Annotated in this window: 10 protein-coding genes; 9 read left to right on the top strand and 1 reads right to left on the bottom strand. The window is 57.5% G+C overall.

The annotated features are described in order from the left end of the window. Nucleotides 1-228: 228 nt before the first annotated feature. The 9 genes from AC0L27_RS40115 to lpxD all read left to right on the top strand — a co-directional run bounded on the left by AC0L27_RS40115 (nucleotide 229) and on the right by lpxD (nucleotide 10,987). Nucleotides 229-564 (top strand): helix-turn-helix domain-containing protein, encoded by a 336-nt coding sequence (locus AC0L27_RS40115; RefSeq protein ID WP_473284577.1) that lies wholly within the window; start codon nucleotides 229-231, stop codon nucleotides 562-564. 397 nt (nucleotides 565-961) lie between these two features. Further along, complete coding sequence (locus AC0L27_RS40110) at nucleotides 962-1,330, top strand: response regulator transcription factor (RefSeq protein WP_473323535.1); 369 nt, start codon at nucleotides 962-964, stop codon at nucleotides 1,328-1,330. Between the two features lie 574 nt (nucleotides 1,331-1,904). Next, nucleotides 1,905-3,266 carry a DUF2252 domain-containing protein gene (locus tag AC0L27_RS40105; protein WP_473323537.1) on the top strand — a complete coding sequence of 454 codons (1,362 nt, stop codon included), beginning with the start codon at nucleotides 1,905-1,907 and terminating at the stop codon, nucleotides 3,264-3,266. Between the two features lie 86 nt (nucleotides 3,267-3,352). Beyond that, a complete protein-coding gene (locus tag AC0L27_RS40100) occupies nucleotides 3,353-4,870 on the top strand; it encodes a phospholipase D family protein (RefSeq protein ID WP_473323533.1) in 1,518 nt (505 codons plus the stop codon). 365 nt (nucleotides 4,871-5,235) lie between these two features. Next, nucleotides 5,236-6,309, top strand: a complete 1,074-nt coding sequence (locus tag AC0L27_RS40095; protein ID WP_473323531.1) for a DUF2336 domain-containing protein — start codon at nucleotides 5,236-5,238, stop codon at nucleotides 6,307-6,309. Continuing rightward, on the top strand, nucleotides 6,309-6,632 hold the full coding sequence (locus tag AC0L27_RS40090) for a PilZ domain-containing protein (RefSeq protein WP_473284569.1): 324 nt from the start codon (nucleotides 6,309-6,311) through the stop codon (nucleotides 6,630-6,632). The genes AC0L27_RS40095 and AC0L27_RS40090 overlap by 1 nt, the downstream gene beginning before the upstream one ends. An 88-nt stretch (nucleotides 6,633-6,720) precedes the next feature. Further along, complete coding sequence (locus AC0L27_RS40085; protein ID WP_473284567.1) at nucleotides 6,721-7,767, top strand: HD-GYP domain-containing protein; 1,047 nt, start codon at nucleotides 6,721-6,723, stop codon at nucleotides 7,765-7,767. A gap of 1,166 nt (nucleotides 7,768-8,933) precedes the next feature. Continuing rightward, nucleotides 8,934-9,818, top strand: a complete 885-nt coding sequence (locus AC0L27_RS40080) for a hypothetical protein (protein ID WP_473323529.1) — start codon at nucleotides 8,934-8,936, stop codon at nucleotides 9,816-9,818. A 143-nt stretch (nucleotides 9,819-9,961) separates the two neighbouring features. Continuing rightward, complete coding sequence (lpxD, locus tag AC0L27_RS40075) at nucleotides 9,962-10,987, top strand: UDP-3-O-(3-hydroxymyristoyl)glucosamine N-acyltransferase (RefSeq protein ID WP_473323527.1); 1,026 nt, start codon at nucleotides 9,962-9,964, stop codon at nucleotides 10,985-10,987. 135 nt (nucleotides 10,988-11,122) lie between these two features. Here the strand turns inward: lpxD and AC0L27_RS40070 are convergent, their stop codons facing one another. Beyond that, on the bottom strand, nucleotides 11,123-11,581 hold the full coding sequence (locus AC0L27_RS40070) for a hypothetical protein (protein ID WP_473323525.1): 459 nt from the start codon (nucleotides 11,579-11,581) through the stop codon (nucleotides 11,123-11,125). Between the last annotated feature and the right edge of the window lie 364 nt (nucleotides 11,582-11,945).

Raw genomic sequence — 11,945 nt, 5'->3', positions numbered from 1 at the left:
TCATCTGTTCATGGGTGACGCGAACAACTCGTTCTCGGTAGCCAACCCCGTCGTTGCTGGCGCGCTGAACAGGATCAACCAAGACGTAGATATGGTCACACTGCGCGTCAATTATCGCTTCGGCGGGTACGGTGCGCCGGTGGCGGCGAGATACTAAGCCTCGTCCTTCCATTCTTTCTCCAGTAAATTAGGCCGGCAGAGATGCCGGCCTTTTTTATCGGAGAGAACATGTCCGAACGATCTCTCAAGCTGCCAAGCCGCCCCTTAAGCCGCCGCGACGCGGCCGACGCCATCAATCGCGCCTTTGAGAGTTCGGACATCACCGAGGTTTGCCAGGCCATCGGCTCTGCTCTCCGCGATTACAACGTCTCCGACATCGCCAACGAATGCGGGATTGCAAGGCAGACCCTCTATCGCGCCTTTGTCGGTGGTCTAAAGCATCCAAATTTCACAACCGTTTTGACGGTCCTGGACGCGCTGGGCTTGCAACTGCATGTCACGGTGCGCCGGAAGGCTCGGGCACGATCGGCGCTCCATAAGGCAGTTCCGCCACCGGAAAAATGATCGGTCCTGCGATGGCCCGGCGGTTGTAGTTCTCATTGTAATGCCAAGCATGCGAACAAGCCTATCAACTAGGTCGAGCCTGAAGGGAAAGGGTTCGTACGGTTGAGGAGCACCTCGTATCTTGGCTGTCCCTGGGTTTTTGCGTGTACCTTGGGACAATGTGCCTGAGGACAACTATTCTTCGCTTGGATTGTTAGGTTCACTGGGATTGCACCAACCCCAATGGTGCACCAGCCCCCCAAGGCCCCAGTCTCGCGCGGGACTGGGGCCGACCCCGTTCGGCGGGACACAACGGGAGAAGCCGCTGTAAGCTCTTACAGAGCAAAATGATTAAGCACCAAGAAGTGGATGAGTGCTTTGCGGCCAACTCAGATCGCGCTCGTAGAATCGAGAACGGATGCAGGCCTGCGATCACATCATAATCGTTGACGACGATCCTGGCATACTGAAGGCGGTCGCCAGACTGCTGCGTCGCGAAGGCTACAAGCCCGTCCCGTTCTCATCGGTCACCGCCTTCAAAGCCAACGCTGAGCTTGAGCGGGCGGCTTGTGTCATCCTCGACATCAATCTGCAGGATGGATCAGGCATTGAGCTGAGGCAATATCTCGATGCCTCACGCGCTGACGTACCAGTCATCTTTATCACTGGCAACGAGGAGCCGGCCGTCCGCCAGGCTGCGCTGAACGCCGGATGTGTTGCTCTCGTCAGCAAGCCGTTTTCCGCTTCTGAATTGCTGGTGCCTTTAAAAAAAGCTGTTAGTGCCTGACCGATACAGCAGGCAGGAGAGCGGGGAGCTGGAGATACGGAGCGGCCATGTTTACGCACCATGTGCCGAAGTTTGGCGTGTGAACAAGAAGACAAGCCGTCATTCGGCTATGGCACAACGGTGGGAAGGGCGACAGCACCAATGCAGCGTCGGGCAACGGAAGGTGCTCCTCACCAACCAGGACCGCCTTCCACACGGCCCTCTCAATACCCTGGTGCGCTAACAAGACATTAGGTGACCTAGTTCGAGCAGGCCTTCTTCATGCGAGTTTGGCGGTAGTGATCCTAGAGAATCTCGCAGAGCAGTAGGTGTGCAGAACTGCAAGCTCGTCCGAGCCCTTGACGCAGATCAACATCCGAGAGCGCCTCAGCAGTCAGATTTTGGCCGTTGTGTGCGGGAGAGACTTTCCAGCTCGCGCGGTCTGATCCTCGCGTCCAGGTGAGTTGCGGTGCATTAGGCGGGTAAGGAAGGCAGGTGAGCGCTCGTGCCGAAGCTAGATGATTTCTTCAGACAGAGTGCGAGCCGAGCAGATCTTGCGAAGCTGAGCCAGCTCAAAGCGGGTCATCTTACTCGTATGGATCGGATTGCAAATGGAAGAGCACTCCGTAGCAGTGTCCCGCGCTCCTCTCACGGAGAGCTGTTTCTCAGCCGCTCACGATCCGACCCTCTTTTAGTTCTCCAAGCCCAGAATGCTACGCGCATAAAGGAACTAGTGCCGGTGCGAATGGCACGAATGCTGGCTTCGCCGTTCGCCTTCATGCGAGGAAGTGCAGCAATCATGGCCGGTGATTTGGCCAACTCTCCCCGCACAAACCTTCAGGTCATGGCCTGCGGAGATATGCACCTCCTGAATTTCGGCCTGTTCGCATCGGCCGAACGAAATCTAGTTTTTGCAATCAACGATTTTGACGAGGTTCTTCCCGCGCCTTGGGAGTGGGATCTAAAACGTTTGGCCGCAAGCGCGGCCGTTGCTGCTCAATTCATGGCCGGTGACCGCGTAGATGCCGAACATGCTGCGCGTGCTGTTGTCGAAGCATACATCGCGAGAATGCGCGGGTATGCAGAAATGGATTTTTTGGAGGTGTGGTACGACCTTATTGACGAGAAAACTATTTTGGCATCGGCGCCTCCGCGTATGCGTAAAGTTGCGCAGAATACATTCAAGAAAGCGCGCGGACGGGGCCACATTCGGGCTCTCGATCGATTGACAGAGGAGGTGAATGGAAAGCATCGCATCCTGGAGGATGTGCCGCTGATCGTTCGTGCAAAGCATCTCCCAGATGGGACCCCAGTGACTGAAGCATTAACATCAATGCTTCGCTCCTATTTGGAGTCACTGCCTGAGGATCGCAGACGATTGTTGTCGCGATTTCGGGTAGTGGACGTGGCCCGCAAAGTGGTGGGAGTTGGAAGCGTCGGCACGAATTGCTGGGTAGTACTGCTGGAGGAGCACGGTGCTGGTAGCCCGCTATTCCTACAGATAAAGGAAGCGCAGGAGTCGGTGTTAGCTCAATTCCTGGATGGAGCAAGAGAAGTCAAGCAGCAAGGTCGGCGCGTCGTGGTGGGCCAGCGGATGATCCAAGGGTCACCCGACGTTTTTCTGGGCTGGGGTCCAGTGGACGCGAGTAAGGCGAAGCGCCATTACTATGTGAGGCAGCTTGCAGATATGAAGGGTGGCCTCAGCTTGGCCGAGGGCGACAGAAAAACCCGTGAGGGTTTACCAGACTATTGCCGCCTCTGCGGTTGGGCGCTCGCACTTGCTCACGCTAAGTCTGGCGATGCCGCTATGATTTCAGGTTATTGTGGCACAGGCGACGTGCTTCCGGACGCAATTGGAAAATATGCACTAGCATATCTTGAGCAGACCGAGCGTGACTATGGAGTGCTGAAGACCGCCGCTCGCAACGGCAAGGTGTCTGTAGCGAAACAAAGATGAGGTAACGCGTCGCTCGAAGGTTCTCCAGATCGGAGCGTCAAAATGCCATGCAAAACTGTCGCCGACAGACCTCATAAGGTGTGCTCTTGTTTCTGACCTGGATTAATCAGGTCCTTGGGCTGGTGGTTCCGACGAGGCGTCGCGATTATCGACGCACGTTCTCGAGCGCATATGAAGGCTTCGCTTCAACGTGCCTCAGTAAACAATTAGCGCCCGACGGAGACACAAAAGAAGATCATTCAGGATTTGGCCTGTTGATCCACGGGCGAGAAGCCTTTGCCGTTCGTCTGGCACTGGCGGACCTGGCCGAGCATAGCCTCGATTTGCAGTACTACATGTGGGATGGCGACACCACGGGCCGGATCATGGTTGATCATGTCATGAGGGCCGCCGCACGAGGCGTGAGAGTTAGGCTTCTTGTTGACGACCCCTTTTACAAGGACAGCGACTCCGTCAAAGCCTGCTTGGACGCCCATCCGAACGTCGAGATTCGTCTATTTAATCCGCTCGGAAACCGGCGCTGGGCTATCCTGGACTTCCTCTTCGACTTCGCTCGCGTTAACCGCCGCATGCACAACAAATTGATGATCGCCGATAACGCGGCCTCGATCGTGGGTGGTCGCAATATTGGTGACATTTACTACGGTGTGAATGTCAGTGCCAACTATCGTGATCTGGATGTCCTGGCGGTTGGACCGGTCGTTCGCGATCTGTCAAACGTTTTTGACCGATACTGGAATAGCTCATCTGCGGTACCGATCGCCGCAATCGTCAGGCGAGCATATGGTGAGGCTGACCTTCAGGTTATCCTGACTCGCCTCAGGGAGGAGATCGCCACGACTGATTACCCCTATCCCATTTCTCAGCATCCTGAGCAGCTGGCTGTGCTGTGCAACGAACTGCGCGACGATTTGATCTGGGCGCCAGGGCGAATCGTCGCCGATGATCCCGAAATTGTTCCCGGAAAGGAGAGCAATAGCGTTGTGATCTTCATCGGTGAGCGTGTAGCCAGTTTGGAACGAGAGCTTCTTGTTGAGTCACCTTATTTCGTTCTGCCGGCTGGGGCTCAGGCCACTGTGAAACGATTGCAGGGTCGCGGAGTGAGGGTGCGGGTGCTTACAAATTCGCTCGCATCGAATGACATGCTCCCAGCGCACGCGGGCTACGCCAAGACGCGGAGAACACTTCTGGAGAATGGCATGGAATTGTATGAACTCAGGCCCGACACTGACGCGTACCGGCCGGGATGGTCGATCGTGGCCGGGAGGTCCGCAGCGGCATTGCACACAAAGGCGATGATATTTGATGGAAAAGCCGTGTTCATTGGCAGCTTCAACCTCGATTCTCGCTCCGCCTTCATTAACACCGAAGCGGGGCTCTATGTCGAAAGCCCAGAACTCGCCCGGCGGCTGGCGGCTTACATGGAGATGGGAGTTGGGCCGGCGAACAGCTACCGCGTCTTTCTTGATCCAGATAGCAAACTCGCCTGGGAGACGACGAAAGATAGCGAACTGATGCGGTATTCGGACGAGCCCGCCACTGGTCTGCGACGGCGTGTCCTCACGACTCTCCTGAAGCTCCTTCCTATTGACTCGCAGCTTTGAACTGGCGTGGGCGACCTACCAGCAGAGCGAAGCTGCCATCGACCCGCCGTCCGTTAAGAAGCCGAATTGAGCGGGACTGGACAGGCAAGCGTGTGCGATAGCTTGATCAGGAAGAGGCACAAGAGTTCTCTGAGCCAGGCGACTCACGCAAGTCATGGCAGCTATCATTCCGAGTTATCGGCAGTCGGCCACGCGCAGGCCGCAGCGTCAGCTAGCAGGTACTTTAGTACGCTGCAGAGCTCCGTTCAGATGAATAAGAACAGCCTCTCGTATGTCACGGTTGGCATATAAAGAAATCTTAACAACTTAAGCGCGTAATACGTTGGATTTGACGTGACGATATTAGAATAAATTTGGGCCAGCCAATGAGGGCAAATTCTGCGGCCGATCTCATTACTGAGTTGGATGCCGCCATCGCGAAGAGCTCATCCGAATGTTGTGCGCGCATGCTCTGGCGCACCACTGAGCTGCTCGCTGACGGTAATCACCAATTACAAGAACCGCAGGTCGGCTTGCTTGACGACGTTCTAGTTCGCTTGGCCCGGCGGATCGCGCCCGGGACGCTCGCCGAGCTCAGCACGACGCTCGCCGAGCTGGGTACCGCTCCGATGAAGACCCTGCGATGTCTCGCCTCAAGCGGCGATCCGGCGATCGCAGTCCCTATCCTTACGAAATCTCCCGCCCTATCGCCGGCTGATCTCGTGGCGATCGCGACGTCCGGCAGCGAGGATCACCTTCTCGCCATTGCTGGCCGGCGCAGGATCGAAAGCCCAGTGACTGAGGCAATATTGCAGCGCGGCAGCAGCAAGACTTGTCTGGCCCTCATCGGCAATTCGGGCGCTGAATTCTCAGGCGCGGCCTATGCCCACTTGATCGGTAGAGCTGTGGAGGACGACGAGATCACGAAAGCGCTGACGCTGAGGCCGGACACCCCGGACATGGTGGTTCGCGAGCTGCTGTCGGCATCGTCGAGGCCGGCAATTAAGGCCTCCACCGCAAGCGCGCCTTCGCAAGTATTAGCGACGGCAAAGCAACCTTGCGACGCTGAGTACGCCGCTGCGAGGCCGGAGATCATATCGCTCAATCGGAGCGGAAAGCTGAGTGATTCGACTGTCAATCGGTTCGCGATTCGGCGTGAGACAGCCAACCTGTTCACGGCGTTGTCGGTGCTGTCGGGAGCACCGATTGAGGCCATCGAGCAGGTGATGGGAGAGTCCGGTTACAAAGGCGCGGTTATGGCGTGCCGGGCATCGCGCTTGAATTGGCAGACCACGCTGGCGGTCCTCAGCATTCGCGGCGCGGGGCTTTCACCAGGCGAACGCGTGCGAGCGCAGGAGCTGTTTGAAACGCTTCATCTCTCGACTAGCCAATGGTCCGTTCGTTGGGGAGAAATCTCCGCGCGCGCCCACCGCCGCACTGCAAGATCGGCAGGAAAATAATGAAATTCGACGGTCGCAAGGCGTCTCGGGTGCGCATGGACAACAGACAGCCCGTGAACCTGATGGGCTCCGACGGCACCTGGCGGCGAAGCTGCGTCTTGCTGGATATCTCGAACACCGGCGCCAAGATCGAAGTCGAAGGGTCACTCGATGTTCTCTCGGCCAAGGAGTTCTTCATGCTGCTGTCGTCGACGGGACTGGCCTATCGACGCTGCGAGCTGGTCTGGATCGACGGAACCACGGCTGGCGTCCACTTTATCCAGGCAAATGGCAAGAAGGCCCAAACGACAGCGAGCGACAGGCGCACGCATAAACCAAGTTGAGCCGAGCAGTCTCATTGAAGTGAGCCAATCAACTTGCACCCCGACGAGGCCCATTCAGCCCGGCACCCGACGAACGAAGGCACCAGTCATGCTCGTGCACGTATTGGCCGACACTTCCGAGAAGCTCTTCGGGCTCTGCTCGCTTTTTGGAGAACAGTTCACCGTTGCCGGCGAGCGGCTCGATGTAGAAGCAAAGCTTCCGCACGATGCTGCTGCGGTCGTCGTCCGTGCCGACCTGCGAGCGCTCGAAAACATTGTCGCGCTGAAAAGGAGAGCTGCGCGGTTAGCCAAAGCAAAGAAGCGGATCTTCCTCGTCGAGCAAATCTCCCACGTTTGCATCTCGCAAGCTTATGCGCTCGGCGCAACGTCGGTGTTGCGTGGGAAGATCGATGCGGCCAAAATCCTGGCCGCTTTGGCCGGAGCCGGCGACGAGAGTGGGCCGACGAGCGGCAGCTCAAAGTCTGACAATGCGGTTGACGCCGCAGCGAGCGCGATTGCATCGATGTTCACCTCGATCACCCTCGGTGAGCGGGTCGACGTGGCCGGTCCCAAAGAGGCGGGCCGCGAGATCACCAACCGGATTTCCGAGCATGGGTTAGCCGAATGGCTGACCACGGTGCGGCGCCATCACGAGGGAACGTTCCAGCACTGCCTGCTCGTGACCGGCGTCGCCGTCGATTTCGGTCTCAGTCTCGGTTTCCGTAGAAGTGACCTTGAACGGCTTTCCACTGCTGCCATGTTCCACGACATAGGAAAGGCGAGGGTGCCCTTGGCGATCCTGGACAAACCGGGACGCCTCGATGACGACGAGCGAGCGTTGGTCGAATCCCACCCGACGGCGGGTTACGATGTGCTGAAAGGGCACGTGGACATCTCACCCGAAGTCCTCGATGCGGTCCGGCATCATCACGAATATCTCGATGGCAGCGGCTATCCTGACGGCCTCTGCGCCGAGAATATCACCGACATCGTGCGCGTTCTAACCATTTCGGATATCTTTGCGGCGTTGATCGAGCACCGGCCGTACAAGCCGACAATGCCTCGTGCGGCGGCATACGAGATTCTCTGCGGCATGAGGGGAAAGCTGGACAGGGCGCTAGTCGCCTCCTTTAAGAATGTTGCGCTTACCAGATGAATTCTGGTGGAAGCTACGAAGGAATTACAACTCTCCACCGACGGTGAGACCCTAACCGTACCAGGGTCACCGTCGCCCCCGAGTCCGGCGTGAACTGATAAAAACCTGGAAAGCGGATGTCCGCTGTTGGCCCAAGCCGCCCAGTTCAACCCGGCAACTAAGACGGGATTTAGCCTGGACACAACGCAAGGCTGGAGGCTCGAAGAGACATCGGAACGATCAGGCGATGACCTACGTGATGCGGCATGCGCTTCGCTCAAGGGACAGCGCAAAGGCCCGGTTTGATGGGGTTCTCTCCGGGCCTCTGGCTCCGCTTCGTCGCACGCCGGTTCGGGATCGAGAACCCTCGCAGACGAGACGCCGGCAACGAATACAACCACAGCCTGAGTCGGATGGTGAAATTGAGGCGCAGACAGCGCCGCATATGCACGGCGATCCCCGTTGGCCTGGGGAGCACCTCAGAGCGACGAGATAAGCAGTGCCACCAGCACGAGGTTGAAGGTGCCTAACGCTAGCACGGCGACATCAAAAACGCGGGTCAAGCTGATCATAGTGTCCCCCGTACACGCCAACCGGGTAGAATAGTGGAACTGCCACGAGAGGAGGTCTATGCGGTTTGTGCCTCAGCACCCGATGATGGAAGGCTCCCCACGCAGACTGCAACTGAATCGATAGGGAGGTCGCCTGAGGAGCCGAGACCAATTATCCCAACACCGCTGAAGAAGCCGGGTCAGTTAAGAACCGTTGATCCATCTCAAGCCCTGGAAGCAAGTGCGACGTCAGCTTGGCCCGATCATCGCTCTTCAAGGAGGTGAGAATGATCAGGTTAATTGCAATTGGCGCGTTCGCTCTGTCTCTCGCAGTGCCGGCGCAAGCCACGCCCGTTGCTCCCGCGCTCGCGCAGCCGGACAGCATGATCACGGAAATCGCTGCCGCCTGCGGCGCGGGCAGAACTCGGGTGAACGGCGTTTGCGTGGCACGAACAACCGTCCGGCAAACCCGTCGAGCCGTCCGCAGATGTGCGACCGGAATGACCTGCTAGCGCCTGCCGCGGATAGGGCAGTAGTTTGTCTCGCGGTCAGCGTAGCTGATTAGGCGAAAAACGCGTTTCGACCGGTAGTGCCGTGGTCAATGAGCAAAGCCCAGCATGGAGCGAAGAGGGCCGCGTGCGCGGTGCACTGGACGACGTGATTATCGTTCCACTTGCTTTGATAGCGATCGCCGCGAACAAGATCCTGCGTTTCACTATCGTGGTTTTATTGCGATTGCTCGACTATACCTTCCCTCTGTTCATGGAGATCGTCTGGCTTCCGCTTTTCGCGGCCAAGGTTCTGGGCAACCTAATCGTCGCTGTCACCACCGGTGCGCTGTGCATCCTTCCTCTATCCGGGACGAGGCGTCGAAAGTGGATCGCGTCAATGCGCCGGCGCTGGTCGTGGATCCGGCGCAGAATTAGCTATCGGGCGTTCGAGCGAACCCTGCACGTTGCCTTTGCCAAAGGTATGGCGTGGGTGTTTCGAAAATGTCGTCATCTCACCCCGAACACCGCATTGCTTGTAATCGTGGCTGCGGTAGTGTGGCTTCCAATCTCTTTCGGGGTCGCGACAGTGATGCATGCGGTATTGTTTGCCAAAATAGCATCTTGGCCGGCCTCGATGCAGCTTTTGCATCCGTTGGCTACGGTGATCGCTAAGAGCAAGCTTCTGGTATTGCCGGTGTATCCGGCAGCGTGGCCGCAGGCGAAGAAAAGTTCGTTCGCTCGGCTCATGGGCAGGGCCTACGAAAACATCCAGCGTCAGTACGTCATTAAAAAGCTGGGCTATCGTTATCGACAGGCCGATACGGTCGGCCTCGCACTGCTTCACACCTTGATGCGCTCAGCCTGTTTTGCGTCGCTCGCCGGATGGCTTCGCAATGCGCGCGTCGCCGAACATCTTGGCGTGGAAAGACCCACGCAGAGACTGCGTTCGTTCTTTTCCCGGTGGTCGGTAAAGTTTTCGGCCGAATACTACGAAGCACAGGAACGGCAAGCTTCGAATGTCCGGCGATAGACAGCAAGTCAACAGTGACAGGATAAGAGCCGGTAAGTCCATTGGATCAACGTCTCCAGAGCCACTGGCACCCAAGTAAGACTTGGCTTGACACAGACGTCGGAGGAAACGCCAGTTCAACTCGCATTGCGAGAGGGGACGTGATGAACGAAACAGTACTAGGGAGCGCAAGGTTCTTCCGGCGAACTGGCCCGCATTCCCTCGCGCTCGTCGCTAGCACGGCGCGGGGTGTGGCGGACGGACGCGAACTATTGCTGGAAGGTGTAGCCCCTCTACAAACGGCTCGGCCGAGTGAAGTGAGCTTCCTAGATAACCGACGTTACACTTCTGCGCTGGATCAAACGTCCGCCGGCGCTGTGGTCGTTCATCCTGATATGGCTGCGCGAGTGCCAGCGAGAACTGCGGCGATTCTTACGAGCGAGCCCTATGCGGCCTGGGCCCGCGTTGCTGCCCTTTTCTATCCTGTGCCGCCGCTGCGACCCGGTGTTCACCCGTCCGCCATAGTAGCGGATGACGCACACATAGATCCCTCGACAGAAGTTGGACCCCTGTCTGTGATCGAAAGCGGAGTGGAGATAGGGCCGGGCTGTCGGGTCGGTCCTTGCGCAGTCATCGGAAGCGGCGTCACGATCGGTAGGGACTGCCGGATTGGCGCACATGTGAGCCTTAGTTACGCGGTATTGGGAGCACGCGTTTACATATATCCGGGCGCGCGGATCGGGCAGGAAGGGTTCGGATTTGCCTCCACCAGCGGCGGTTTTCTCTCGGTCCCCCAGCTTGGGCGGGTTATTCTTGAAGATGACGTTGAAGTTGGTGCCAATTCGACGATTGATCGCGGATCGTCGCGTGACACCGTGATCGGCGCTGGATCCCGCCTCGATAACCTCGTGCAAATCGGCCACAATGTTACTCTCGGCCGCTGTTGCGTTGTAGTTGCACAAGTCGGGATCTCGGGTTCGACCGTGCTTGAGGATTTTGTCCGCGTCGGGGGGCAGGCGGCTATGGCGGGGCACCTCCGGATAGGGCGAGGTTCGGAGATCGGCGCGCAAGCAGGCGTAATCTCAGATATTGCACCCGGGGCCAAGGTTCTTGGAAGCCCGGCTCAGTCGATAAAAGACTTCTTTCGACAAATCGCCACGCTTAAGAAGATCGCTTCTCGGAGAAATTAGGAGTTCTTGTCAGCGAGAGCAGTTCAGTATGGATGCCGCGGTTGAAATTTTCAAACTGCAGAACACACTCGGTGCTGTGGTGATCCGCCCGACAACTAGCTCTTCTTTCCCCACTAGAGGCGTGCCCTTGGTGGACTACGACCGCAGGAAAACTGCAGCATCCAAATAGCAGCGTGGAAACATAGTCTGCAACTGCGTCCCGCGGAGGAAAATAGTGTGAGGCGACAAACCACCTTTCCCTGAGATCCAGCTCCGAACTGGAGCCGGGTACATCGAATAGATCATCCGCGTAGCTTCTCGATTTGTAATATGTCGTCCGCCAGCGCCGAGGTCCCATGCTGCGTGGAAAGCAAGGTTAGCCCTTTCAGTTACGCAAACTCTACCTGATGGGATCTTTGCTAGTACAATCGTACAGGCGGACGCGCAGAGGCCATCGATTACCACGGTTTGGCCCGTGCCCTTTAGCTCATCATACCGATCCAGGTAACGTTGAATCAAACCACCCCGATCATTGGCAATTCGCACTACTGCATGGCCATCGCCGGTGCATGCAAACAAGAATGCAAGAGCGAGCAACAGCGGCAGGATTCTCATCGTTTGCCTCTCCGAGCGAGACATCAACTAGCAACAACCAGCGACTCTCATGATGGCTCTTGACCGGCGTGAACTGGAATAGCGGCTCCGCCATGCGGGAGTGAGCGCTCTGGCAAAAAAACCGTGGCTCCCGGCTTCCGATTCCAGCTAACGGCAGGAACCTAGAAGAAGTTTGCCTGCGGGTGGGGACTGGCGTTGATCTAAGTCAATAATCGGCGAGCCATGAAAGTTAATGACAGCGGGATCGTTGGAAGTTTCGGGAGGTCATCACAATGAGGTGCAGATTTCTTCTGCTTGCGCTGGTCTTAGTCTCCTCAGCTTTGGCCAGTGAGGCGCGCGCCACGACGGCCGATATTCGCAGCAT

The organism is Bradyrhizobium sp. Ken51 (assembly GCF_055807435.1).
Note: the sequence above shows the minus strand (reverse complement) of the source record. Positions and strands in the feature narration are given on the sequence as shown.

Excerpts from the sequence above, each read along its gene's own strand:
- AC0L27_RS40090 (WP_473284569.1), top strand. The coding sequence starts at position 6,309 with ATGAAATTCGACGGTCGCAAGGCGTCTCGGGTGCGCATGGACAACAGA.
- AC0L27_RS40105 (WP_473323537.1), top strand. The coding sequence starts at position 1,905 with ATGGATCGGATTGCAAATGGAAGAGCACTCCGTAGCAGTGTCCCGCGC.
- AC0L27_RS40070 (WP_473323525.1), bottom strand. The coding sequence starts at position 11,581 with ATGAGAATCCTGCCGCTGTTGCTCGCTCTTGCATTCTTGTTTGCATGC.
- AC0L27_RS40095 (WP_473323531.1), top strand. The coding sequence starts at position 5,236 with ATGAGGGCAAATTCTGCGGCCGATCTCATTACTGAGTTGGATGCCGCC.
- AC0L27_RS40085 (WP_473284567.1), top strand. The coding sequence starts at position 6,721 with ATGCTCGTGCACGTATTGGCCGACACTTCCGAGAAGCTCTTCGGGCTC.
- AC0L27_RS40110 (WP_473323535.1), top strand. The coding sequence starts at position 962 with ATGCAGGCCTGCGATCACATCATAATCGTTGACGACGATCCTGGCATA.
- AC0L27_RS40115 (WP_473284577.1), top strand. The coding sequence starts at position 229 with ATGTCCGAACGATCTCTCAAGCTGCCAAGCCGCCCCTTAAGCCGCCGC.
- lpxD (WP_473323527.1), top strand. The coding sequence starts at position 9,962 with ATGAACGAAACAGTACTAGGGAGCGCAAGGTTCTTCCGGCGAACTGGC.